This is a genomic window from Salinisphaera sp. T31B1 (assembly GCF_040361275.1).
Lineage (GTDB): Bacteria > Pseudomonadota > Gammaproteobacteria > Nevskiales > Salinisphaeraceae > Salinisphaera.
This window is the reverse complement of sequence record NZ_APNH01000001.1, coordinates 650,646-674,519: the sequence shown is the minus strand read 5'-3', so window position 1 is coordinate 674,519 and position 23,874 is coordinate 650,646. Positions and strand designations below refer to the sequence as shown.

Genomic DNA, 23,874 nt, shown 5'->3' with positions numbered 1-23,874 from the left:
ACCGGCGCTATCTCGATCATCCGAGCGCGGATGCCGCCGGCGCTTTCAGTTCCAGCCGATCGGCTCGTAACCCTGCTCGGCCAAACAGCGATTGACATACGACCGGTAGACCGGCGCAGGATCGTTGCGCGCGAACAGGCTGCGGATCAGCCCTGCAGTCGCCCCGCCGGCTGCGCCTGCGGCCGCTCCGCGGCCAACGCTGCCGTAGATCGCCCCGGCCACGGCGCCACCGGCACCGCCGACCGCGCCGCTTTCGGCCGTGCGCCGCACGGTACCGCCCTTGGAATAATCCAGACCTGCCGCCTGGGCGCGATGCATGCAGCCCTGGATGGCCTGATCACCGGCCGCCTGGCCCCGCTGGTTGAGGGTGGCGTTGGGATAGAGCACCGGCTTCTGGCTGGCACAGCCCGCCAGGACCAGCACCAGCGCGCAGCCCATCACCCATTGAAAACGCTTGTCCATGAAAACTCCTGTGTCAGGGCCCGTAGGTGCGATGCAGATAACCGTCGATATCCGCTGATTCGTACAGGCATATGCCCGTGTTGGGGTCGATCAGACAGGCCCGCTGCTCAGCCCCGGTCTGTGCGACCGTGGCCGTACAATTGCGCTGCTCGGCCGGCGCATGCGCACACCTGCGTTGTCGCATTCCCGACGGCTTTTCGTCGGCATGGCGTGCCTCGCCCGCGTTGTGCCTTACATAGGCCAGCTCCAGCGTGCACAAGGTCTCGCGCACGCCGCGCGAACCCGGGCTCGTGTCGACGCCGTAAAGCTCCAGCGGCTGCGCTGGCATGGCCCGCCGCGGAGTCTCGGCGTGGCATAACGCCGTTGAGGCCAGCCGCGGCGGCCACCCCGGCGAGACAACGCCTTGCGGCCGACGCTGGCCATACCGCGAACGCAGATAAGCGATGATCTCGCCGGATTCGTAGAGCACGGTATCGGTATCGTCGTCGACCAGCAGCGGAAACTGCTCGCGGCCGCCGACCGCTCTGGCCAGCGGTCGGAATCGTGAGCCACCGCGCGGGCACGGAAGGATCAGCACGGCGATATCTAGCTCGGTGAGTGTCTCACGCACCAAGCGGCAGAACGGGCAGCCTTCGTATTCGTAGAGTTGCAGCATCGCCTCGGCATGGGTGGACGCCCGGGCGTCGCGTGCGGCGCGCCCGCCCCGGGCGGGGTGGCAAGCGTGGAACGGAGCACGTCGACAGCCGACAGGAGCCATTCCCGCTCACCCGTATTCATTCTACGGCTTTTGACGAACGGTACCTGAATGCCGCAGCGACTTGCCGCCATCGCCGCGACTGGCCAGAATCCGCGCCCTGATCCGATCTTTCGGCGAATGGCCGCCCATGGACAAGCGCGACTTCGACTACGATCTGCCCGAGGCTCGTATCGCCCAGCAGCCGCTGGCCCGTCGGAGCGATTCGCGTCTGCTGCACGTCGCACGCGACGGCTCCGCGCGAGCCGATCGGCAGATCGTCGATCTGCCGGCGCTGCTGGCCCCGGGCGATCTGCTGGTCTTCAACGACACGCGTGTACTGGCCGCCCGTCTGTTCGGATATAAGGACAGTGGCGGGCGCGTTGAGGTGATGCTCGAACGGGTGCTCGACAGCGGCCGTATTTCAGCCAAGATTCGCGCCAACAAGCCACCACGGGCCGGTGTGACGATCACCATCGGCGGTCACAGGCTGGGCGTCGATGCGCGCGAAGGCGAGCTCTATACGCTCAGCCTGATCGACGGCGACAGCATCGCCGGGCTGCTCGACGCCGAAGGTCATATCCCGCTGCCGCCTTATATTCGCCGCGCCGATACGACGGGCGACCGCAGCCGCTACCAGACCGTCTGGGCCCGCCATGACGGTGCCGTGGCCGCACCCACGGCCGGACTGCATTTCGACCGTGCCCTGCTCGACGCGCTCGACGAACGCGGCGTGGGCACGGATTACGTGACGCTGCATGTCGGCTCGGGCACTTATCAGCGCCTGCGCGAAGGCGACGTGCGCGACCAGCGCCTGCACGCCGAACGGATCCGGGTCACCGAATCGCTGTGCAAACGCATCGCGACCACGCGGGCCGCCGGCGGCCGGATCGTAGCCGTCGGCACGACCGTGGTACGCACGCTCGAAAGTGCGGCTCGGCAACCGGGCGCAGAGGGCGAACTCCGGCCGTACGAGGGCGAAACCGCGCTGTTTCTCACCCCAGGCGATCGTTTTCACGTGGTCAATGCGATGCTGACCAACTTCCACGAGCCGCAGTCGAGTCTGTTGATGCTGGTCAGCGCGTTTGCCGGCCGGGACACGATTCTGGCTGCCTACGAACACGCCAAACGCGCCGAATATCGATTTCTGAGCTATGGCGATGCAATGCTCATCGCCTGAGCGGCCGGTTCAATAGCCGCCCAGGCCCACACGGCGCACGAACGCTTCGATGATGCTGTAGGCGCCAAAGGCAATCACCCCGAGCGAAAGCACGCCCAGCAGGACACGCCCGTAGACCCGCTCCTGGATCCAGAGCATCACGCCTTCGATACCGCGCGCGTCGGAGGCATCGAGCGTGATCGCCGAATACACGACAAAGGCGCCCATGCCCAGAAACAGCAGGCCGCGGGCGCTCAACCCGAAGCGGCTGACCGGATCGATCCAGCGCATGGCCGTGGGCGACGCATCGAACCATTTCCGGAACCCGCCTCGGGCGGCCTTGCTCAGATGCGCGATACCCGCGCCGACCACGACCACACCGCCGACCACGACCAGCGGACGACCGTAGGGCCACTCCAGCGTGCGTGCGACCGCGTGCTGGACCGGCTTGCTGCCGCTGGTCGACCACTGCAGCGCAATCTGCAGACACCCCCAGGCCAGCGAGGCATGCAGCACGGCGCTGACCAGCAGCCCCCCGCGCACCGCCAGCGCCCGCGGGTTCCAGCCATGATCGTCGACATCGAGCAGCGTCTGCACCAGGCGCCAGATGCCGTAGGCCGCCAGGCCGACTGCCAGCCCCACAAGCACCATCGTGCCACCGGCGTGCTGATTGATCTCGCGCATGGCGCCGCGCACATCGCGCGCCTCCTCGAATTCCAGCGCGGCATGCAGCGCCAGCACACCCACGGCGAGATACACCAGGCCGCGCGCGCCGTAGCCCGCCCGCGCGATCCAGCGCACGGCCATTCGTGTGGCATCCATTCTAAAAACCCGGGTTAACGAGGCTATACTGAGTACAGCGTATCCTTTTTCGTGTATTACATGACGCCATTGCCGTTCTGGCAGTTGCTGGCCGGCCTGATCGGGCTGCTCGTGGCCGGCCATATCTTGGCCTGGTGGCTGTGGCGGGCAATCGCCTTCTCCGGGCCGCGGCTGGGCCGCGGCATCACCGGCCTGGCCCGCCGGCGCCGGTTGCTCCACGCCATTCAGCAACGTCTGCCCCGTACGAGCGCATTCGTCGCGCGACGCCTGGCCGTGGACCGGTTTTCCGGCCTGCCGCTCACGTTGATGACCGCGCTGGCGGTCTATCTCGTGTTTCTCGGCGGCGGCCTGCTGGAGGATCTGTTCGAAGGCGAGGAACTCACCCAGTTCGATCAGCAGGTCAATGTGGCGCTCAACGTACTGCGTGATCCGACGTTCCTGCATCTGGTCGGTGCGATTACCGCGCTGGCCAATCTGGAGACGCTGATCGCCATCACCATCGTGGCCACCGGTTTTCTCTGGGCCGACCGCCGCAGCCAGTATATTCCCGGCCTGCTGCTGACCGTCATCGGCTCGCAGACGCTCACTTATATCGGCAAGTACGCGATCGACCGCGACCGGCCGGATTTTCTGACCTTTGCCAGTGCGTCGACGCCGTCGTTCCCCAGCGGCCATGCCACTGGCGCGATCGCGGTCTACGGTTTCATCATCTATGCCATAGCCCGCGATCTGCCCGGGGTATGGCGACGCTTCGAGGTAGGTTACTGGGGCTGCGCACTGATCGCGCTGATCGCGGCCAGCCGGGCGATCCTGTCGGTGCATTTCGCCAGCGATATCGCTGCCGGGTTGCTGGTCGGCGGCTTCTGGCTGCTGTCGGGCTTTGCACTGACCGAGTATCTTAACGAGCGGCGACGCGAACGCGGTCTGCTGGCCGGCTAGCGTGTGATCGCAGGCAGGCCACGGCGGTGCTTGCCGAGCTGCATCGCGACTTGGCCCATGAGCCGGCCCGATCCGATTACCTCAGGACCGCTCCGTACCGTGCCGCCGGGGCAGAGCACACGGCCCAGGCCGTATCTCGATCGTCGATCGACCGCGCTCCGGCGGTAACTTATGGGCACCCGGCGATGGCCCGATACGCCTGCCTGGTAAAACAGGCCCCGACGCCCGCGCCCCGCGCCGGACGACGTGGCCGGGCCAGACCACCCGTCAGGCCCGCCTGGCCTGCGGCTCGTCTTCACCGGCATGTTCGCGCGCATCGCGTTCGAACTGTTCCTCCAGCTCGGCGGCGGCCTGCATCACCAGTTTGGCATAGCGCGTTTCGTCATCGGCGGCGTCGTGATGCTCGAACAGGCGCTTTTCGTCATGGCTGCGAAACAGGCGCTTGGCTCGGTCGATCTCGTCGGACTTGAGCCCCAGCGCCTTCATTGCATCGCCGGCCAGCTCCAGGCTGGACAGAAACGTCTCGCGCTGTAGCACGGTGATACCCAGATCCATCAGCTCGTAGGCATGATGCCGGTTGCGCGCCCGGGCCACGATCTTGAGCTCTGGGAAATGCGAACGCACGGTCTGCGCGGTTCGAATGGATGCTGCCTCGTCGTCGATGGCGAGCACGAACAGCTGGGCCTCCTCGGCCCGTGCTGCACGCAGCAGGTCCAGCCGCGAGGCGTCACCGTAGTAGACCTTATTGCCGTACTTGCGCACGAAATCGACCTGGTCGGGATTGATCTCCAGCGCAGTGAAACCGATATGCTTGGCCCTCAGCACGCGGGCCACAATCTGGCCGACGCGGCCGAAGCCGGCAATGATCACCGGGTGTTCGGAGGTCTCGATACGATCGAAGGCGGGCTCGGTCTTTTTCGTACGCAGCCGGTTGTAGAGCGAGACCAGCCCCACCAAAAGCGGCGTGCCGACCATCGACAACGTGACCGTTGCGACCAGCAGATCGGCTTCGGGCTGGACGAACAGGCCGCCCGCGACCGCCGTGGACAGAATCACGAACGCGAATTCGCCGCCCTGCGGCAGATAGGCCGCCAAGCTGCGCGACGCGGCCCAGCTCAGACCGTTGCGCCGCGCGAGCACGAACAGGATCGCTGCCTTGAGCCCGATCAGACCGAGCGTGAGCGCAAGCAGGTAGAGCGGCTGGGCAATGATCAGCCCGAGGTTGATCGACATGCCCACCGAGATGAAGAACAGACCGATGAGCAGATCCTTGAACGGTTCGACGTTGGCTTCCAGTTCGTGCCGGTATTCCGAGTCGGCCAGCAGCACACCGGCCACGAACGCACCAAGCGCGACCGATACACCGGTGGCTTCCATCACCACCGCGGTGCCGACCACGATCAGCAGGGTCATCGCCGTGAAAATCTCGGGCATGCGGGTGGCCGCGACCAAACGGAAGATCGGGCGCAGCAGATAATGACCGCCCACCACCATGGCACCGAGCACGGCCGCGATCTTGGCGGTCTCGAGCACCGCGCCGATGAAGCTGACCGATTCGCTGCCATAAGTCAGCAGCGGCAGCAGTGCGAGAATGGGGATCACGGCCAGATCCTGGAACAGCAGGATCGCGAACGCTGCGCGCCCGTGCTTGGCGGTCAACTCACCGCGCTCGGACAGCAGTTGCAGCGCGAAGGCCGTCGACGACAGCGCCAGGGCCAGCCCTGCGACCAGCGCCGGGGCGAAGGGCAACTGCATGACGCTGGCCGCGGCGAGCGCCAGCGCGGCGGCGGTGGCCGCGACCTGCAGCCCGCCCAGACCGATGATGGTCTTGCGCAGCGCCCACAGCCGTCGCGGCTGCATCTCCAGGCCAATGATGAACAGCAACAGCACCACGCCGAACTCGGCGATATGCATGACCTGCTCGACTTCGGCGATCAGGCCCAGCGCCCACGGCCCGATGACCACGCCCGCGATCAGATAACCAAGCACCGACCCCAGACCGAGCCGCTGGGCGATCGGCACCGCGATAACTGCGGCCGCCAGAAAGATGGCAATCTCTTCGAGTAACGCGCCCACGAACGCCCCTTGGTCAACACGCCGCCGTAGCAGCCGATATTCTAGATTCTAGCCGAGCTGTTCACCCGATGGAGCCTCATGGCCGACCCACGGATACATCATCTCAATTGCGCCAGCATGCACCCGGTCGCCGGGTTTTCACTCGAACATCGCGGCGGCGCGTTCACCGGCCTGGTATGCCACTGCCTGCTGATCGAGACTACCCATGGGCTGACGCTTGTCGACACCGGGTTGGGCACCACCGACGTTCGGGCCGGCGCGCAGCGTCTCGGACGCATGTTCTGGCATGTCGTGCGCCCGGCACTGGACCCACGCGAGACGGCAAAGTACCAGATCGAGGCACTGGGATTTTCGGTCGCCGACGTTCGCCATATCGTGCTGACCCATCTCGATGTCGATCATGCCGGTGGCATCGGCGATTTCCCCAATGCGCGTGTGCACGTGCTGGCCGCCGAGCACGCCGCGGCGCAGGCGCGTCGGCATCTCAAGGAACGCGATCGTTATCGCCCGGCCCAATGGCCGGCACGGACCGAGTGGGCCCTGTATGCCCCCGAAGGCGAGCGCTGGCACGGCTTCGAAGCGGTGCAGGCGCTGACCGGACTTGACCCGGACATCCTGCTGGTACCCACGGCCGGCCATACCCGCGGCCATGCGGCGATCGCCGTCCGTCAGGGCGCGGGCTGGCTGCTGCATGCGGGTGATGCCTATTTTCATCGCGACCAGATGGCGCGACATGCCGGTTGCCCGCTCGGTCTGCGTCTGTTCGAGGCCGCCATGGCGCTGGACAACGGTCAGCGCCGAACCAACCAGGCGCGTCTGCGCGAGCTCGCGCTCGACGACGACACCGTGCGGGTATTCTGCAGCCACGACCCGGTCGAGCTCGCCCAGGCCACCCCACCGAGTGAAATCGCGCCCGCCCCGGCCTCGAATTGCTAGTCTCACGGGATGAGTATTGCGATTGCGGAGCCGATAATGAGCCAGAGTTGTTCGCGCCGCTGGCGCCGGCACCGTGAGTAAGACCGGCGCACGCATGAACGAGCCAGGCGGACACAACGCCGGGGGCACCGTTGCGCGCCAGCAGGCGATCTATCGCCACGGCATGGCCGGGCGTCGGCCCTGCGTACCGGTCGACTACGATGCGCTCGAGCGCGCCGCCGGCGATCGACTGTCGGCCGAGGCCTTTGCCTATATCGCCGGTGGGGCGGGCCGCGAGTCGACGATGGCGGCCAACCGGGCGGCCTTCGAGCGGTGGCGCATCGTGCCGCGCATGCTTCGGGACGTCGCCACGCGCGACACATCCATCGAGTTGTTCGGCCAGCGTCTGCCGTCGCCTTTCCTGCTCTGCCCGATCGGCGTACTGGAAATGGCGCATAACGATGCCGATGTCGGAGTGGCTCGCGCGGCGGCCGAGCGCGGCGTACCGATGATCTTCTCCAACCAGGCCAGTCGGTCGATGGAACAGTGCGCCGATGCCATGGAGCGCTTGCGCCCCGGCGCGCCGCGCTGGTTCCAGCTGTACTGGTCGAAATCCGATGCGCTGGTCGAGTCGCTGGTGGCCCGCGCCGAGGGCTGCGGCTGCAGTGCGCTGGTGGTCACGCTCGACACCACCCTGCTGGGCTGGCGCCCGCGCGATCTGGACCTGGCTCATCTGCCGTTTCTGCTCGGCCAGGGTATTGCCCAATACACCTCCGATACGGTCTTTCGCTCGGCACTGCGCGAGGCCGCGGACGACGGCCCCCGGCCGCCGATCACCACCCGCACGCTGCGCAACGTCGTGGCCGCGGCACGTCATTACCCCGGATCGGGCCTGCGCGCGTTGACCAGCGGCGATGCACTGGCAGCGGTGCGGCATTTCATTGCCACCTATTCGCGCCCCAATATCAGCTGGGACGATCTGGCATGGCTGCGCGAACGTACACGCCTGCCGATCGTGCTCAAGGGCGTGCTCGATGGCGATGATGCCCGGCTCGCCGTAGCGCATGGCGTGGACGGGTTGATCGTGTCCAACCACGGCGGCCGCCAGGTCGATGGCGCGCGCGCCAGCCTGAACGCGCTGCCCGAGATCGTGGCCGCGGCGCCCGATCTGCCGGTCATTCTGGATTCCGGCGTACGCGGCGGCGCCGATCTGTTCAAGGCACTCGCGCTGGGCGCAAGCGCAGTCGGGCTCGGGCGCCCCTATGCCTACGGGCTGGCCCTGGCCGGCGAAGCCGGCGTGGGCGAGGTCATCGACAATCTGGCGGCCGACTTCGAACTCACCATGGCCCTGGCCGGTTGTCGAAACATTGCCGAAGTCGCCCGCGCGCGGCTTTTGCCGGCCGACGCCCGGGGCGATTGAGCGCGAGGCCGGACGACATGTTCGAGTTCTTTCCCTGGCTGCTCGGTCTGGCCGTGCTTGCACTGTTGTGGTGGCAATCCATGGGGGCCAAGGCCAGAGCCCGCCGCGCCGCGCTCGAGGCCTGTGAAGCCGCCGAAGTGAGCTTCATCGACGAGCTCGCGTTCAAGGGTATTCGTCTGGGTCGCGACGAACGCGGCCAGATCTGTCTCAAGCGCCGCTACGGCTTCGAGTTCTATCGGCGCGGCGATCGTCGTTATGCGGGTGAAATCGAGATGCATGCCGAGCGACTGGCTCATGTCCAGCTCGATCCATACCCGATATGAGCGACTCCGTTCAGCCAGCCGACGGGTGAACGCACCGATCCTCGGTCGACACTGACCGCGGAGGTTTTGTCCATGTCCAGACGCTCGAATGTGTACGCCCGGCCCTGCGGTCACCGCCACCGCACCGCTGGCCGACGGCGATGTTTCGCCCTGTTCGCGCTCATACTGGCCGAGCCTGTCGTCTCTACGGCCCATGCCTCGAGCGAGGCGGCCTGGGAGAGCTTTCGTGCCGATGTCGAAAACCGCTGTACGGCCGCCGCCCAGCCGCATCTGAGCGATATCCGGGTTCGGGTCGATCCGTTCGGCTCGGCCGACTACGGGCTGGCGCTCATCGACGGCGTGGCCGAGCGGGCCGAACGTCGCAGCCAGCTGATCTGTGTATACGACAAACATGACGCATCGGTACAGCTCGGCACGGCGCTAGGCCCGGTCGAAGCCGAGGATTCGGCCCCATGATCCATGTGGAACCGCTTTGAATCAGCGGCTTGCACGCATCAGGCTTCAGGATCGCCGCGCTTGATCTGGTCGATCCAGGTGTCTTCGCTAATCCGGCCGGCCGCCTCGGCCCGTGACCGATCCTCGGCGTCGAGCACGTCCTGCAGGCCCTCGATACGTTTCCACCCGGCCAGCGGCGTCGTCTGTCCCGGGGTCGGCACATAGCGCGAGTCGGCCACTCGCCGGTATCGATGAATATAACGCGGACAGTTCTGCCAGAGTTCGTGGATATGCACGCGGACCAGCAGATCCGCCTCGGGGAAGGTTTCCATCAGCGGATCGTCCCGGCTGACCTCGGCCCGACCCTGTACCCGCAGACGGTGCGGCGTTTCGAAGTCGATGAACAACAGCCCGACCTCGGCCCGAGCCCGGGCATTGCCCATCGACAGATACATGCCGTTGCCGTCGTAATTGGGAAATGCCAGCGTCTGCTCATCGACGACTCGCACCACACCGCGCGGCCCACCCTTGTAGGACACCGTGGGCCGGCCGGCTGCATCCAGACTGCTCAGAAAGAACAGATCGCGCGACTCGATGAACGCCTGCGCTTGATCGTCGACCGTCGTGCTCATCGCCACGTCTTCGATTCGATCGGCAAGCGCGCGGCTGCCGAAGACATCCTGTAGCGCCCGGTGGGCGTCGTCGTAGAGTCGGCTCATGGCAGCCTCAGGTGTTGCGCAGGGGTAAGATTCAGCGCCTTCAGCCGGCCCGACGCGGGTCGGTCTCGGCGACCATCGGCCGATCCGCGTGACGCTCGCGAACAGCCAGCAACGCAGGATGCTCGCTGAAATCGAACAGATTGCGCAGTTCCATCCAGTCGACCAAACAGTACACACAGATGGCCGGGTAATGCCATTCGTCGAACGCGCCGGCACCGGCCTGTTCGGCCAGCGCATCGATCGACATCCGGATGCGTTCGCGTTGCAGGTCGTAGAACATCGCGCCCTGGTCGATATCGATGCCCGAGCGCTTGGACAGCGCCAGCGTGACGCCGGAATCGTTGACCGCGTCCACCAGCGTGAGCTGGTTCTCCTGCGCCCAACTCAGCGGCGTCAGCCCCATCTTCGCGGTGAGATAGCGTGCGATCACGCGCGAATCGAAGATCGACTGATCGCCGTCGATCAGCATGGGAATCTTGAGCGCGGGGTTGCGCTTACGCAGTACGTCTCGATCCGCGCCGTAGATATCGAGACTGTCGAACTCGTAGTCGGTATCGCCCAGAAGCAGGCGGATACGACGCACGAATGGCGAGGTGCCGGAGCCGAGAAGTTTCATGACAGGACCAAGCGGGTGAACCGGATCGCCAGTCTAGCCTGACCTGACGAGCCGGCGCAGGCTAGACTGGGCGGCCATTCCCTGGTTCTGTCTGTCATGAGCGCAACGCCCGCCAGCCACATCACGCTGCGATTCCTCGCCGAGCCGTCCGATGTCAACTTCGGTGGCAAGGTACACGGCGGCAACGTGATGAAGTGGATCGACCACGCCGGCTACACCTGTGCTGCCAACTGGTCGTCGAGCTACTGCGTAACCGCTTATGTGGGTGGCATTCGTTTCCTGCGCCCGATCAACGTAGGCGATCTGGTGGAACTGCGCGCCGAGCTCATGCACACCGGGCGCACCAGCATGCATATTTCGGTGAGCGTGCATGCACGCAACCCCCGCGATGCGGAGCGTCGATACACCACCCATTGCATCCTGGTGTTCGTGGCCGTGGACGATGCCGGCAAACCCCTGCCGATCGAGCCTTTCGTACCCGACACCGAGCACGCCCGCCAGCTCAATGCCTATGCCCGGCGCATGATCGAACTGCGTACCGAACTGCAGAATGAAGCCGAGGCATTCCTGGGCGGCTTCGAAGCCTGAGCACGCCGAGCGCCGGCCTGCACCGCTAGCGTGCAGGCGCCGACTTCACGGCCCGGGCCGGCCGTCACCCCGATCGCAAGTCGCCGTGCCGCAAGGATTGGCACAGCCTGTGCTTCGCCATGTGCACGACCGTCGTCCCAGCCGGCAGTCGCTGCGCACGACATATGCCACGCGGCGACGCACCCGGCATTCAGCGAACCAGGAGGGCATCATGGACTATCTCTCACCTGCCGATTTCACCCGGAAGATGGTGGACGCCGGCGAAACCAAGATCTTCATGGGCACCCGGGATGTGCTCATTCGCGCCATCATGGCGGGTGCGGTGCTCGCGGTGGCCGTATGCTTCGCGGTGACCGCGGCGGTCCAGACCGGCATCCCGATGGTCGGCGCCCTGATCTTTCCGGTGGGGTTCGCGATTCTCAATCTGATGGGCTTCGATCTGGTCACCGGCGTGTTCGCGCTCGTCCCCCTGGCCCTGCTGGACAGACGTCGCGGCTGCCATTTCGGTGGTTTGCTGCGCAACTGGGCGCTGGTGTTCGTCGGCAACCTGATCGGTTCGGTGATGGTCGCGATCATGATCGGGGTGACTCTGACCCACGCGTTCTCGGCCGCGCCCAACGACGTCGGCCAGGCGTTCGCGCATGCCGCCGAAGCGCGTTCGGTCGGCTTCAAGGAAGCCGGGTTTGCCGGTCTGATCGAAGTGTTCGTGCGCGGCATGCTCTGCAACTGGTTCGTCTGCCTGGGCGTGGTCGGCGCGATGCTGTCCAGTTCGGTCGCCGGCAAGGTGATCGCGATGTGGATGCCGATCGCGATGTTCTTCGGGCTGGTGTTCGAGCATGCCGTGGTCAACATGTATCTGTTTCCACTCGGTCTGCTCATGGGCGGCAATTTCACGGTGGGCGACTGGTGGCTGTGGAACGAGATCCCGGTGGTGCTCGGCAACCTCGTGGGCGGTCTGTTGTTCACGGGCCTTGCGCTGTACATGACCCACGGCCGCACCTCGCCGACGCGCAACCCGGCCGGCTAGGCGCCGGATCCGAGACGTTGCCCGCTGCAGGGGGGCGACGCACCGATACCACAGGCCGGGGGTGCGCCACGATTGCGCTTCGCCCGGCCCGCGTGCACGGGCCAGCGTCGGGCACAGGACCAGCGCTGGCATTCGCCGCGCAGGCGTGGAACCCTTGTCGGCCGGACCTGTCTCAACGCTGAATTCCATCAAGGCCTGACCATGAATCGACGGACCCTGCTGAAGGCGTCGTGTGCGCTGGCGACCTTCGGGCTACCGACGCTGCCCGCCCTGGCCCGCATGATCGAGGGCGAAACCGACAACCCGCATTTCGATTTCGACTGGCTCAAGCAGCACGCGCGCGAGCTGGCAGGCAAGCCCTACGTTTCCCGCGCCGAACAGCTACCCGATTCACTGGCCAAGCTGGCACCGCTGGATTATCAGAAGATCCAGTACGACCGTGGCCATGCGCTCTGGAACGGCGATTCGGCGACCGATCTGCGTATCCATTTCTTTCATGTCGGCATGCAGTTCAACCAGCCGGTGGCCATGCATGCCGTGGATGAAAACGGCCGCTCGCGTCGTATCCATTTCCGTCCCGAGCTGTTCAACTACGACAGCAGCGGCGTCGATCCGGCCACGCTGGCCGGCCAGGACCTGGGCTTTGCCGGCTTTCGCCTGGCCGTCAACGGCGAGCAGAGCCCGATCCAGGAGGTGGCGGCCTTTCTCGGTGCCAGCTATTTCCGGGCGATCGATCGCAACAAGCAGTACGGCCTGTCTGCCCGGGGCGTGGCCGTGGATATCGGCCTCGACCGGCCGGAGGAGTTCCCGGATTTCACCGATTTCTGGTTCGTCCATCCCGGCGACGGCGATGACGCGGTGACGGTCTACGCGCTGCTGGATTCGCCCAGCCTCGCCGGCGCCTACCGGTTCGATATCGGCTGGGGCGATCAGGGCACGACCATGGACGTCACCATGGATCTGTATACGCGCACCGGTATCGAGCGCCTGGGCATCGCACCGATGACGAGCATGTTCCTCAAGGGCACGAGCCAGCCGCAGGCCGTGGATACCATTCATCCGCAGGTCCACGACTCCGACCGCTTGGAGATGTGGCGCGGCAACGGAGAATGGGTCTGCCGGCCGCTGTTCAACCCGCGCTCGCTTCAGTACAACGCCTTTACCGATACCAATCCGCGCGGTTTCGGTCTGGTCCAGCACGACCACGAGTTCGACAACTACCGCGACGATGTGGCTTGGTACAACCGCCGGCCGAGTCTGTGGGTCGAGCCGACCGGCGAGTGGGGAGCCGGACAGATCGCCCTGCTCGAGCTGCCGACCGTCGGCGAAACCGTCGACAACATCGGCGCGTTCTGGGTGCCGGACGATCCGGTCACTGCCGGCGCGCATCTGTCCTATGGCTACAAGCTCTACTGGTGGCCGCTGCCGCCGGTCTCGCCCACGCTCGCACAGGTCGAAAAGACCTGGTCGGGCATGGGCAACGTCCCCGAAGGCTGGATTCCCGGAGAGAAGGCGCCGGAGAGCTACGCGCGCCGCTTCGCAGTGGATTTCGTCGGCGAGCCGCTGGCCAGCCTGCCCGCGGACACGCCGATCTCGGCCCAAGTGGAAGTCTCGCGAGGCAAGCTCGGCATGGTCCAGATCCGTCGTTTCGAGCCGATCCAGGGCTACCGGGCGATCTTCGACTGGGAGCCGGAAAACCGCTCGGACGAATCGGTATCGATCCGTCTGTACCTGCGCAGCGGTGATCGCGCACTCACCGAGACCTGGCTTTACCAGTGGGTACCGCCCAAGGCCAACGAACGCCACTACCGGGATTCTCCCGAACCCTGAGCGCGACAGGGCCGTCTCGGTCGGCTAGCATGCCGGCCATGCTCGCTATCGTCGCCCACTGCATCGTGCCGGCGCATCGTCCTGCGCCGTGCCCATGCCCGATCTACTGCTGAGCCTGGCCTGGCGCGGCCCGCTGGCCCTGATCATCGCCGCCGCGGCGGCCTGGGGCGGGCTGGCACTGTGGTTTCGCGGCCCGGACACACTGGCAGCGACGCTGATCCTCGTGATCGGCTGGAGCCTGCTCGGGCTGGCGGTGCTCGCCAGCCTGTGCGTACCTGGCCATGCCGCCGCGCGTCTATGGGCCCTGGCAGTATTCGCGCTGACCTTCGCCGGGGTGTTCGTCTGGTGGAGTACGATCACGCCGCGCCAGGACAAGAACTGGGCGCCGGACGTGGCGCGTCTGCTGGACGCTCGTATCACCGGCGACATCGTCACGCTCGACAATGTCCGCAATTTCGCCTGGCACAGCAGCCGCGAGGATTTCACCGCGCGCTGGGAATCGCGTCAATACGATCTGTCGCAGCTGACATCGGTCGATCTGGTGGTCTCCTACTGGATGGGGCCGAAGATCGCCCATACGCTCGTCAGCTTCGGCTTTGCCGACGGCCGTTATCTGGTGTTCTCGGTCGAGGTACGCCGCACCCGCGGCCAGCAGTTCTCGCCGATCGCTGACTTCTTCAAGGAATCCGAACTGGTGCTGGTGGCCGCCGACGAGCGCGATATCGTGCGTACCCGCTCGAACGTACGTGGCGAGCAGGTCTATCTGTATCGAGTCGCCATGCCGGCCGCCGAACGTCGCAGCCTGTTCGCCGCCTATGTCGACGAGGCACAGCAGCTTCAGCGCCGTCCGCGGTTCTACAACACGCTCACCTCCAATTGCACCACCATTGTCTACGACATGGTCAAGCGAATCGTGCCAGGGCTGCCGTGGGATGTGCGGCTGATCCTGTCAGGCTATCTGCCCGACTATATCTACGACCTCGGCGCGCTCGACACGCGCCGGCCGTTCGCCGAACTGCACCGGCTCGGGTATATCAACGATCGTGCGCTTGCCTCGGACGTGAACGGCCATGCCAGTGAGGATTTCTCGCAGGCGATCCGGCGCGGCGTGCCCGACCCGCAGAACCCGCCGGGCGCGTCGCACGAGACCGGCGCCGATACGCCGCACCCCGATCGGCCCTGACCGCTGGCGCGCGTGCACCGATCGCGCAATGATGGATAAACCGTATTCCGCGATATCGAGACTGCCATGCCGAATCGTTACCCACGCGGACACCCTGTCCGGGCCACGGTTGTCTGGGCCGTGCTGATCGCCCTGGCCGGCGCGATGGCCCCGGTCGCCGGCGCTGCCGGCCCGGATGCCTCGCTGTCACCGTCGGCGGTGGTGCGCGCTCAGCTGGCCGCACTGCGCGACGGCGACACCGCCGCCGCCTATCGCTATGCCTCGCCGGCCAACCGCGCTGCGATCGGTGCGCCCACGGCTTTCGCCGATATGCTTGAACGCCGCTATGCCGACATGCTCACTCATGTCTCGGCCCGTATCACGCCTCAGATTGTGGACAACGACCGCGCCCGTATCCTGGCCGAACTGACCCAGCCCGACGGCCGGCAAAGTGCCTATGTCTTCTTGCTCTCGCGCCAGCCAGGCCCGCCCTGTCGAGGCTGCTGGATGACCGACGGCGTCATCCGGCTGGAGCCGGCACACGCCGGCCCGCTGTACAGCATCTAGGCACGCTGTCGCCCCATGACCGATGCGGCCCGACATATCGCGCGGATGTTCGGCGCGGGCGCGACGCATCGAACCTGGCGTTTCTACGACGATGGCCGGACGCCGAACAGCGCCCTGCCGGTGATCGTGCATCGGCCGGGTTCAATACCCGATATCGCCGCGCTGGGCGATATCTTCGATACCGTGTTCGCGGCGCACGGCTGGCCGGCTCAATGGCGGGGCGGCGTGTTCGATTTTCATCATTACCACGCGATCGCCCACGAGACGCTGGCCGTGGTCGCAGGCCGAGCCCTGCTTGAGTTGGGCGGCGAGGCCGGTCAGGTCATCGAGGTGAGCCGAGGCGACGTACTGATCTTGCCCGCCGGCACCGGCCACTGCCGGCACCAAGCGAGCCCGGATTTTCAGTTGACCGCTGCCTACCCGACCGACCAGCAGGACTGGGATCTGTGCCGTACCGACGATGCGCAAGCCTATCGCGGCGCACGCGCCCGTATCGCGGCCGTACGCACACCCGAACGTGATCCGGTGTTCGGCACGCGCGGCGGCGTAGCCGATCTTTGGAACGGGCCTGGCGTCTGAACGAACCCGTACTCAGCGCAGCTGGCTGTCCTTGCTGCCGCGCCGGTTGAAGCCGGCGCCATGGCCCGCGCGCTTGTCGGCTTCCGCCTGACAGTTCACACACAGCCGCACACCCTGGATCGCCTCGCGACGCGCCTCGGGGATGGGTTCGTCGCATTCGGCACAATGGGTCAGGCTCTCACCGACGCCTTCGAGCTGTCGGCGTGCCTGATCCACCGCATCCTGTACGGTCGAATCAATCTGTTCCTGTACTGCGCCCTCACGGGCCCAACCGGTTGCCATGACCATGCCTCCGTTGCGTAGCGCCCCTGCGGGCGGCCGTCCGGCGCCGTCGCTCGGCGTCTGCATCGCTCGCACTATGAATATCATGGTCGTGGGCCGGCATTGCAAGCCGCACCACGCGTGCGCCGCCAGGCTTCAGCCGCCGCTGTGGTCGATCATCGTGCCCGGCGCACCGGCCACGAGTGCCGCCCGCAGATCGTCTGGGACCGGTGTCTTTGCGAAGGGTTCAGTGGCCATCATCACGTAGACTGCCTGGGCGTCGCACAGTGGCCGGTCAGTCGCCGCATGCCGGATGGAATAGGCCATGTTGAACGACGTCCGGCCGACCTGCGTACACCGAACCTGGACGTCGACCACCTCGTCGAAACGGGCCGGTGCGACCCATTCGAGCGCGAGTTTGACCACCTGATTGTCCAGCCCACGGGCCAGCAGCGCCCGGTAGTCGCGGCCGATTGCGCGCATGAACTCGGTCATGGCCAGGTCGACATAATCGGCATAACGCGCATTGAAGACCACGTGCTGGGCGTCGCACTCGCCGTAGCGCACGCGCAGCCGGTATCGGAAATCGACCGTGCTCATCGCAGCAGCGGCCGGCGGCATGCCGGGTACGAATGGGTCGTCATGGGAGGCACCTATCGAAGACGGGCCCGACAGCATACCCGGGGGCTCAGCTGCGCAGAAACGTCTCGATCTCGTCGATACGCTCGCTCGCATCGCGATAGCCGATATCGATCAGCGCACGCGTGTATTCAGGGTCGAACAGCAGGTAGCTGGTCAGATCAGCGCTGCGGGGGTCCGGCCGCCCCAGCGCGTCGAGCATCCATCGAACGGTCCTCGGCAGCCGGTGCAACAGCCCGTGCGCGATTTCGGCGAAATCCTGCGACGGCGACATCACCAGCGGCTCGATCACGCGCATGGGTTCGCGCAGCTCGGCGAGTCGGGCCGCGCCCGGTTCGGTATAAGCCTCGACCAGCGCGTTCATACGCAACAGGTGGTCGATATCCGCATCGAGATGGTCCAGGAAAAGCGCATTGAGAAACACACCGCAGATCTGGGCCAACGGTGGCCGCCTGGGCAGCCCGAGCGAATCCAGGTCGGGCGCGGCGGTGGCCAGTTCGCGATCGGTCAAGTCGTCGGCGGTACGATGACAACGGATACCGATAGCCAGCAGGCGATCCGCGCCCAGCCGGATCGCTGGGCTGAGCGGGTTGGTCAGGCGCATCGCACCGTCGCCGAACCAGGCGACGGTGGATCCGGTCGACAGCGCCACCGGGGCGAAGACCAGCGGAATCGCACTGGAGGCGCAGACATGCGCCGCCTCCAGCGTCGCGGCCAGCGCGATACGCCGGCTCTTGCGCCACAGCGCGTGGCCTCGCACGCCTTGTATGAAGGTATAGGACTTGCCGGAATGATAGCCGGCCGCGGTGATCGCCAGCGCATGCAGACGGCCGGCGGCGATGGCCCGCGCAACGCCAGCCATCGGCAGTTCGCGCTCGAGCAGCGCGCGAAGCGGCGTGGCATCCAGCAGCGCCTGAGTATGCGTGCTGCCCGTCAGCCGGCCAATCGTGAAATCGGCAGCGAGCCGGCGCGCGTTCGCCCATACCGCGCCCGGTCCGGTGCGATAGACCTGTTGGACGGTCAGTCCGCTCCACAGATCGGCCAGGCGCCGGGTACCTGCCCCCAGAGACTCGGAATAGGCCGCGACAGCCGCACCGTTGATCGCGCCAGCCGACGCACCGGTGATGATCTCGAACGGTACCGGCCGATCGCGCAGCGCCGATATCTCGCCGACCCGTTGAAGCACACCGGCTTGATACGCGCCGCGAGCGCCGCCCGCGGTCAGCGCCAGCGCCCGCCGGCCTGTCCCGGTCGGGTTCGCGAGCTGCCTGTCTTCCATGGCCCATCCTTTCAGGGGCCGGCATCGAGCCATGCCGGCATCATTCCTGGCATGGACAAAGCAAGTTGAATGCCATGCCACGACCACCCGGGGGAAGGCGGCCATGAAATACTCGCCTTGGCCGCCGGCAGCGGCCGCGCCCGAACCTTCATGACCGCACGGAAGTACCCATGACCGACGATCAGACAAGAATCCATCTGAAACGCTGTGTGGAACTGGCCGCCGAGGCACTGGCGGCCGGCGATGAACCGTTTGGCTCGGTCCTGGTCGACGCCCATGGCCGGGTATGCGCCGAGGACCGGAACCGAATCGCCGCAGGCGATGCCACGCGCCATCCCGAACTCGCCCTGGCTCAATGGGCCGCCGCCCACATGAGTGCGCGCGAACGCGCGGCGGCCACGGTCTACACCTCCGGTGAACATTGCCCGATGTGCGCCGCGGCCCATGCCTGGGTCGGGCTCGGCCGGATCGTCTATGCCAGCTCGTCGGCGCAGCTGGTGGCCTGGCTGGACGCCATGGGTGCCGCGCGCCCGCCGGTCACGCCTTGGCCGATCGGCGATATCGCGCCGGGCGTACCCGTGGCCGGGCCGGTCGCGCCGTTCGATACCCAGGTCCGCGCTCTGCATCGGCGGCACCACGGCATCGAATGACGGGCGCCGACCAGGACGAGTGGCCTGGGCCTGCAGTTCCGTAGTGCGACCCACTGAAGCCGCGATAGCCGTCACGGCACGGCAGCTCGCCAAGGACGCTCGGCTGTATCGGCTCGCGGTGGCGCTGGCTGACCCGTACGGCCTGCGGCGCGGGACCGGATGAACGGCCCCGCGCGCTCATCGAAGCCGACTATTGAAGACCCGCAAGCGTCTGTTGACGACGCTTGGCCCACAGGTCGGCGAACTCGTCGTCGCTCATGTCCTGACCCTCGTCGACCGCCTTGTCCCAGGCCGTGCGCAGCGCCTCAAGACGCGCCAGGCGTGCTTCGTTCCACTGCGTATCGGCATCGGTCCAGATACCTTTTTCCTTGAGATAGCGCACCGCGCCCGGATGGAAAGGGGCATCGATCGGCGGTTTGCCGGATTTGGACAGCTCGTAGCGCGAGGCCGTGGCGGTGGCGTTCTTGTACAGGTCGTAGGTCTCGTCCAACGCCTTGGTAATCGCATAGGCCTCGTCGTCGCTGGTATCGCCACGGGTGACCAGCACCGGGTAGCGATAGGCCATCATATCGACCGGCTCACCCTCCTTGAGCCCGGCACCATGGCTTTCGCTGACCGGCGTGAACAACGGCGCGACCGCACTGAGACGATCCCAGCCTTCGCGGTCGTCGGGATCGAGCGTGAGCCAGTGGATACCACGCGGCGACTCGGCCAGTTCGTACATCTGACCGGTAGCAGTCACCGTGCAGGTGGCATCGGCCTTGTTCTCCGACAGCGAGCTCATGGCCGCTGCATAGGTCGGGAACATGATCGCGTTCACGTCATCGCGGGTCAGCCCGGCGAAGGCGAGAATTGCATCACACTTGAGATTCGCCGAGGGATTGCCGGCCGCGTAGGCGACGCGCTTGCCCTTGACGTCGGCCACCGTCTCGATGCCGGCGTCCGCGGCCGTGGCCATATCGAAGGAGTTGGGCTTGCCGACCAGCACGCGCAGATCCTGCGGGCCGAAGCGGCGATCGGCGAAGTCGAACAGCCCTTCGGTGGCAAAGAACGTCTCGGTCGCCAGGAAGCCGAGGTCAGCGCGGCCGGTCAGTACCGGTTGCAGCCGGCCGATACCCGATCCCGACGGCTGGATCCGTACCCGTGTACCGTATTGCCGGCCAAAGGCATCCGCGATGGCGGAGGCTTCGGCGTAGCCCGAGGCGCCCAGGTCGTAGGAGGTCCAGATCATCGTCTTGGGCAGTTCCTGTGCCCCTGCCCCGATCGCACTGCCGGCCAGCAATACGGCCACACACCAGTGACGCAGCGTTTTATTCCCCATCATTCGATCGCCCTTGTCGATAACGGCTGCCCTACGCAACCGCATAGTGAAACACCGTTTCGATTCTTGCATTAGCGTCAACCGTATACAATGCACCGAACGTCGCATGCCGGCCGCGCGTGTCGAACGCGAAGCACCGCGGCCGCCGCAGGCTATTCGTTACCGGCAGGGGCGAGTACCACCCAGGTCTGGGCATGTACGCCGGGGAACAGCTTCACCCGCTTGATCACACGCAGGCCGGCCGCGGCGACCTCGGACTCGAACAGCCGACGGGGAATCATCTTCACCCGTACCTTGCGCCCCTTGAGACGCATGACGGCCCGCTTGGTCCAGTAATGCAGACAGGCGTCGTCGTAATAGGTCATCACGATCTGGCGCCGGTTGTTCGCCAGCGTCTTGAGTGCCCGTATCCGCAGCTCGCCATGATGCAGATGCTGGAACAGCCGAACACAGAGCACGCGTCGTGCCGATGCCGCACCGACCGGTAGCGGCTCGAGCACATCGGCCCGCTCGGCATGATCGCGTCCGTCGCGAAAGGCCTCGTCCTGACGGTACAGATCGACCATCGCCTGGGATTGATCCATGCCGGTCACGCGGAAGTCGCGACGACGCAGCAGCGGAAGGAACCGGCCGTATCCGCAGGGCAGATCCACGATATGCCCGTTGCAGCCGGCATGAGGCACGGACAGCAGGACGCTGGCCAGGCGTTGTTCGCGCCAAGCGACCAGACGCTGGAACACACCCCGATAGCGGCGCTGTCGATAAACTCGGCCGCTGCGGGCGCCCTGGAACGGCTTGGTCGCATCGGTCTGCTGCATGCTGGGATCTCGTACGGTAAAGCCCACAGGCTACACGCCGACAGGTGGTTTCACGTTAAATTTAAGTCAACTATGAGGCGCCCACCCGAATCCAACCCGCGAATTTCATTTGATTACCTGCCAAGCCCCTATTGGTCGGCCGGGCGGCTCGCTCGTCGATACAAAGAACATCCGGTGAGTCAGCGCCCGCCCCAAGCGTTGGCGCCCCAAATCCTGCGTAAGAGGCACACGCGTCGCCAGCGCGCCTGAATTATCGATGTTGTATGCACACATGGCGCCGACGGCGGCTCATTGGCGCTCGTTGAACAGGGCAATCCGGCCGCCGTCGACGACCAGATCGTGACAATTGATGAATGTTGCCTCGTCGCTGGCCAGAAAGACGGCCGCCTGGGCGATATCATCGGCATGGCCGGCTCGTGGCGTCGGCGTGGCCCGGGCAAGGTTGTCGGTGAGCTTGTCGAGCTTGGCCTGATTCTCGGCGTCGCTGAGCGTGGCCGCCCGTGCCGAGCCACCCCAGAAGATCGGCGTGGCGATCGCACCGGGAGAGATCGCGTTGACTCGAATCCCGGCCGGGCCCAGTTCGACGCCGGCGATCCGGGTGAAATGACTCACCGCCGCCTTGGCACCGGAATACAGGTAGCCACCCTGACCCAGCCGATGGCCGGCGATGCTGGCGTTGTTGATGATGCTGCCCCCGCCCTGGGGCTTCATGACTCGAGCGGCATGCTTGATGCCGAACGCCACGCTGCCGGCCAGCAGCCGCATCACCGCATCGAAATCGGCTTCGGTGATAGTCTCGGCCGTGCTCCGCTCACCGGCCCCGGCATTGTTGAACAGACAATCGACACGGCCGAACCGGCTCATCGCCGCGTCGACCAGCGCGGACATGTCCGCCTCGTGCGATACGTCCGTGGCCACGAAGATCGCGTTGTCGCCGATTTCGTTGGCCAGCGCCTGGCCGGCCTCGACGCCTCGGGCGGCCAGCACCACCTGGGCGCCCTGCGCGGCGAACAGACGTGCGCTGGCCTTGCCGATACCGCTCGTCGCACCCGTGATGATGGCGACCTTGTCCCGGAGTCGTTCGGTCATGTGCAGCTTCCTTCCATTGATTGGATTGGCTTCCAGCCTAAGCGGGCCACGCGCCGCCGCGACAGACGACTTTAGATTAGACCCGATCGGCCAGCTCCGGTCTGTGCGATGCTGGCCGCGAATCCTGTAATTGGTTCGCCGCCATGACAGATCGCCTGCGTCGGTTCGGCCCCGGTTTGCTGGTCGCTGCGGCCTTTATCGGGCCGGGCACCGTCACCACCGCCAGCGTGGTCGGAGCGACCACCGGCTATGCGCTCTTATGGGCGCTGCTGTTCTCTATCGCCGCGACACTGGTGCTACAGGAAATGTGCGCTCGGCTGGGTATCGTCGCTCGGCTGGGGCTGGGCCAGGCACTGGCCACCAGTTTCGGGCACGGCCTGTGGCGATGGGCGGCGATCGCTCTGGTGGTGGTGGCCATCGGCTTCGGGACCGCTGCGTTCGAAACCGGCAACCTCACCGGCGGCGCGCTCGGTCTGGCCACGATCACGGGCGGGTCACCGCGCGGATGGGCGCTGGCCGTCGGCGCGGCCGCCTTCGCGCTGCTGGCCAGCGGCCGTTACCGGCTTATCGAGCGGGTGCTGATTGCACTCGTGCTGTTGATGAGCGTGGTATTCATTGCGACCGCGGTGATGATCGGCCCGTCGCCGAGCGATCTCGCGTCCGGCCTGTTCGCCCCCGCCGTGCCCGACGGCGCCTGGCTGAGCGTCATCGCGCTGATCGGCACGACCGTGGTGACCTACAACTTCTTCCTCCATGCAGCCGCCGTTCAGGACAAATGGCCCGATTCCCTGCCCACCGCATCGGCTCTGAAGGCGTCGCGCCTGGACAGCGCGGCCTCGATCATACTCGGCGGGCTGATCACCCTGGCTATCGTGATTACCGCGGCGGCGGCTTTTCATGGCCAGGGCGCCACCGTCGACAGCGCCGCCCAGATGGCCGAACAGCTTGAGCCGCTGCTGGGTGTCTATGCGAAATGGTTTTTTGCCGCGGGGCTGTTCGCCGCTGGCATGACCAGTTCGATCACCGCGCCGCTGGCCGGAGCCCATGCCGTGGCCGGTGCACTGGGGTGGCCGGCGGAGCTGGCCAATCGCCGGTTCCAGGCAATCTGGGCGGTCATCATCGGCATTGGCGTGGTGTTCGCCTGGTTCGGTCAGAGTCCGGTCCAGGCGATCGTGATCGCCCAGGCCGCCAACGGCCTGCTTCTGCCCTTGATCGCCGTGTTCCTTCTGCGGGTGATGAATCGAACCGAACTGCTCGGCGACTATCGCAACGGAACGATCGGCAATCTGCTCGGCGGCCTGGTAGTGATCGTGGCCACCGCGCTGGGCGGCTATACGCTGCTGAACGTGTTCGGCCTGGTGGGCTAGCGTCCCGAGGCGACGCCCTGGCCGGCCGGACCAGCGACCCCGGAGTGCAACGGGGCTATTGCAAAAACGCCAATCCGC

Annotated in this window: 26 protein-coding genes; 14 read left to right on the top strand and 12 right to left on the bottom strand. The window is 66.1% G+C overall.

Translation table 11 applies throughout. From position 1 onward, the window contains the following. Positions 1-45: 45 nt before the first annotated feature. Together T31B1_RS03090 and T31B1_RS03085 are read right to left on the bottom strand one after the other, a co-directional pair. Positions 46-462: a glycine zipper family protein gene (locus T31B1_RS03090; RefSeq protein WP_353247992.1), complete on the bottom strand. Its 417-nt coding sequence runs from the start codon at positions 460-462 to the stop codon at positions 46-48. Between the two features lie 13 nt (positions 463-475). Continuing rightward, on the bottom strand, positions 476-1,117 hold the full coding sequence (locus T31B1_RS03085) for a glutathione S-transferase N-terminal domain-containing protein (RefSeq protein WP_353247991.1): 642 nt from the start codon (positions 1,115-1,117) through the stop codon (positions 476-478). A gap of 229 nt (positions 1,118-1,346) precedes the next feature. Here T31B1_RS03085 and queA point away from each other — a divergent pair, with 229 nt between their 5' ends. Next, a complete protein-coding gene (queA, locus tag T31B1_RS03080) occupies positions 1,347-2,375 on the top strand; it encodes a tRNA preQ1(34) S-adenosylmethionine ribosyltransferase-isomerase QueA (RefSeq protein WP_353247990.1) in 1,029 nt (342 codons plus the stop codon). A gap of 9 nt (positions 2,376-2,384) precedes the next feature. Here queA and T31B1_RS03075 read toward each other — a convergent pair whose 3' ends face one another. Then, on the bottom strand, positions 2,385-3,176 hold the full coding sequence (locus T31B1_RS03075) for a DUF1206 domain-containing protein (RefSeq protein WP_353247989.1): 792 nt from the start codon (positions 3,174-3,176) through the stop codon (positions 2,385-2,387). A 60-nt stretch (positions 3,177-3,236) separates the two neighbouring features. Here T31B1_RS03075 and T31B1_RS03070 point away from each other — a divergent pair, with 60 nt between their 5' ends. After that, on the top strand, positions 3,237-4,115 hold the full coding sequence (locus T31B1_RS03070) for a phosphatase PAP2 family protein (protein WP_353247988.1): 879 nt from the start codon (positions 3,237-3,239) through the stop codon (positions 4,113-4,115). Positions 4,116-4,382: 267 nt separating this feature from the next. Here T31B1_RS03070 and T31B1_RS03065 read toward each other — a convergent pair whose 3' ends face one another. Continuing rightward, complete coding sequence (locus T31B1_RS03065; RefSeq protein ID WP_353247987.1) at positions 4,383-6,191, bottom strand: monovalent cation:proton antiporter-2 (CPA2) family protein; 1,809 nt, start codon at positions 6,189-6,191, stop codon at positions 4,383-4,385. A 78-nt stretch (positions 6,192-6,269) separates the two neighbouring features. Here T31B1_RS03065 and T31B1_RS03060 point away from each other — a divergent pair, with 78 nt between their 5' ends. The 4 genes from T31B1_RS03060 (at position 6,270) to T31B1_RS03045 (ending at position 9,305) form a co-directional block, all read left to right on the top strand. Continuing rightward, the gene (locus T31B1_RS03060) at positions 6,270-7,127 is read left to right on the top strand and encodes an MBL fold metallo-hydrolase (protein ID WP_353247986.1); all 858 of its coding nucleotides are present in this window, start codon (positions 6,270-6,272) and stop codon (positions 7,125-7,127) included. A 94-nt stretch (positions 7,128-7,221) separates the two neighbouring features. After that, positions 7,222-8,526, top strand: coding sequence for a lactate 2-monooxygenase (locus tag T31B1_RS03055; protein ID WP_353248732.1), 1,305 nt, complete (start codon positions 7,222-7,224; stop codon positions 8,524-8,526). A gap of 17 nt (positions 8,527-8,543) precedes the next feature. Next, positions 8,544-8,849, top strand: a complete 306-nt coding sequence (locus tag T31B1_RS03050) for a DUF3301 domain-containing protein (RefSeq protein ID WP_353247985.1) — start codon at positions 8,544-8,546, stop codon at positions 8,847-8,849. 72 nt (positions 8,850-8,921) lie between these two features. Next, positions 8,922-9,305, top strand: a complete 384-nt coding sequence (locus tag T31B1_RS03045) for a hypothetical protein (protein WP_353247984.1) — start codon at positions 8,922-8,924, stop codon at positions 9,303-9,305. Between the two features lie 38 nt (positions 9,306-9,343). Here T31B1_RS03045 and T31B1_RS03040 read toward each other — a convergent pair whose 3' ends face one another. Next, complete coding sequence (locus tag T31B1_RS03040; protein WP_353247983.1) at positions 9,344-10,003, bottom strand: pyridoxamine 5'-phosphate oxidase family protein; 660 nt, start codon at positions 10,001-10,003, stop codon at positions 9,344-9,346. A 40-nt stretch (positions 10,004-10,043) separates the two neighbouring features. Next, positions 10,044-10,619, bottom strand: coding sequence for a glutathione S-transferase family protein (locus tag T31B1_RS03035; protein ID WP_353247982.1), 576 nt, complete (start codon positions 10,617-10,619; stop codon positions 10,044-10,046). A 96-nt stretch (positions 10,620-10,715) separates the two neighbouring features. Here T31B1_RS03035 and T31B1_RS03030 point away from each other — a divergent pair, with 96 nt between their 5' ends. The 6 genes from T31B1_RS03030 to T31B1_RS03005 all read left to right on the top strand — a co-directional run bounded on the left by T31B1_RS03030 (position 10,716) and on the right by T31B1_RS03005 (position 16,372). Next, positions 10,716-11,207 carry an acyl-CoA thioesterase gene (locus T31B1_RS03030; RefSeq protein ID WP_353247981.1) on the top strand — a complete coding sequence of 164 codons (492 nt, stop codon included), beginning with the start codon at positions 10,716-10,718 and terminating at the stop codon, positions 11,205-11,207. 211 nt (positions 11,208-11,418) lie between these two features. Continuing rightward, a complete protein-coding gene (locus T31B1_RS03025) occupies positions 11,419-12,234 on the top strand; it encodes a formate/nitrite transporter family protein (RefSeq protein ID WP_353247980.1) in 816 nt (271 codons plus the stop codon). Between the two features lie 201 nt (positions 12,235-12,435). Continuing rightward, positions 12,436-14,064 (top strand): OpgD/OpgG family glucan biosynthesis protein, encoded by a 1,629-nt coding sequence (locus tag T31B1_RS03020; RefSeq protein ID WP_353247979.1) that lies wholly within the window; start codon positions 12,436-12,438, stop codon positions 14,062-14,064. A gap of 94 nt (positions 14,065-14,158) precedes the next feature. Continuing rightward, a complete protein-coding gene (locus tag T31B1_RS03015; RefSeq protein ID WP_353247978.1) occupies positions 14,159-15,247 on the top strand; it encodes an Lnb N-terminal periplasmic domain-containing protein in 1,089 nt (362 codons plus the stop codon). 66 nt (positions 15,248-15,313) lie between these two features. Then, a complete protein-coding gene (locus T31B1_RS03010) occupies positions 15,314-15,793 on the top strand; it encodes a DUF4864 domain-containing protein (RefSeq protein ID WP_353247977.1) in 480 nt (159 codons plus the stop codon). Between the two features lie 15 nt (positions 15,794-15,808). Further along, positions 15,809-16,372 carry a cupin gene (locus T31B1_RS03005; RefSeq protein ID WP_353247976.1) on the top strand — a complete coding sequence of 188 codons (564 nt, stop codon included), beginning with the start codon at positions 15,809-15,811 and terminating at the stop codon, positions 16,370-16,372. Positions 16,373-16,384: 12 nt separating this feature from the next. Here T31B1_RS03005 and T31B1_RS03000 read toward each other — a convergent pair whose 3' ends face one another. The 3 genes from T31B1_RS03000 to T31B1_RS02990 all read right to left on the bottom strand — a co-directional run bounded on the left by T31B1_RS03000 (position 16,385) and on the right by T31B1_RS02990 (position 18,551). Then, entirely contained in the window at positions 16,385-16,654 is a 270-nt protein-coding gene (locus T31B1_RS03000; protein ID WP_353247975.1) for a DksA/TraR family C4-type zinc finger protein, read from the bottom strand. Positions 16,655-16,789: 135 nt separating this feature from the next. After that, positions 16,790-17,233, bottom strand: coding sequence for an acyl-CoA thioesterase (locus T31B1_RS02995; RefSeq protein ID WP_353247974.1), 444 nt, complete (start codon positions 17,231-17,233; stop codon positions 16,790-16,792). 88 nt (positions 17,234-17,321) lie between these two features. Beyond that, positions 17,322-18,551, bottom strand: a complete 1,230-nt coding sequence (locus tag T31B1_RS02990; protein ID WP_353247973.1) for a patatin-like phospholipase family protein — start codon at positions 18,549-18,551, stop codon at positions 17,322-17,324. Between the two features lie 170 nt (positions 18,552-18,721). On the opposite strand from T31B1_RS02990, the gene T31B1_RS02985 reads away from it, so the two are divergent. Continuing rightward, positions 18,722-19,201 (top strand): nucleoside deaminase, encoded by a 480-nt coding sequence (locus tag T31B1_RS02985; RefSeq protein ID WP_353247972.1) that lies wholly within the window; start codon positions 18,722-18,724, stop codon positions 19,199-19,201. A gap of 190 nt (positions 19,202-19,391) precedes the next feature. Here T31B1_RS02985 and T31B1_RS02980 read toward each other — a convergent pair whose 3' ends face one another. The 3 genes from T31B1_RS02980 to T31B1_RS02970 form a co-directional block, all read right to left on the bottom strand. Beyond that, the gene (locus tag T31B1_RS02980; RefSeq protein WP_502950907.1) at positions 19,392-20,525 is read right to left on the bottom strand and encodes a TAXI family TRAP transporter solute-binding subunit; all 1,134 of its coding nucleotides are present in this window, start codon (positions 20,523-20,525) and stop codon (positions 19,392-19,394) included. A gap of 149 nt (positions 20,526-20,674) precedes the next feature. Next, positions 20,675-21,340: a class I SAM-dependent methyltransferase gene (locus T31B1_RS02975; protein ID WP_353247971.1), complete on the bottom strand. Its 666-nt coding sequence runs from the start codon at positions 21,338-21,340 to the stop codon at positions 20,675-20,677. Positions 21,341-21,628: 288 nt separating this feature from the next. After that, positions 21,629-22,429: an SDR family NAD(P)-dependent oxidoreductase gene (locus tag T31B1_RS02970; RefSeq protein ID WP_353247970.1), complete on the bottom strand. Its 801-nt coding sequence runs from the start codon at positions 22,427-22,429 to the stop codon at positions 21,629-21,631. 143 nt (positions 22,430-22,572) lie between these two features. Between T31B1_RS02970 and T31B1_RS02965 the strand changes: the two genes are divergently transcribed. Then, a complete protein-coding gene (locus T31B1_RS02965) occupies positions 22,573-23,796 on the top strand; it encodes an Nramp family divalent metal transporter (RefSeq protein ID WP_353247969.1) in 1,224 nt (407 codons plus the stop codon). The last annotated feature ends 78 nt before the right edge of the window (positions 23,797-23,874 follow it).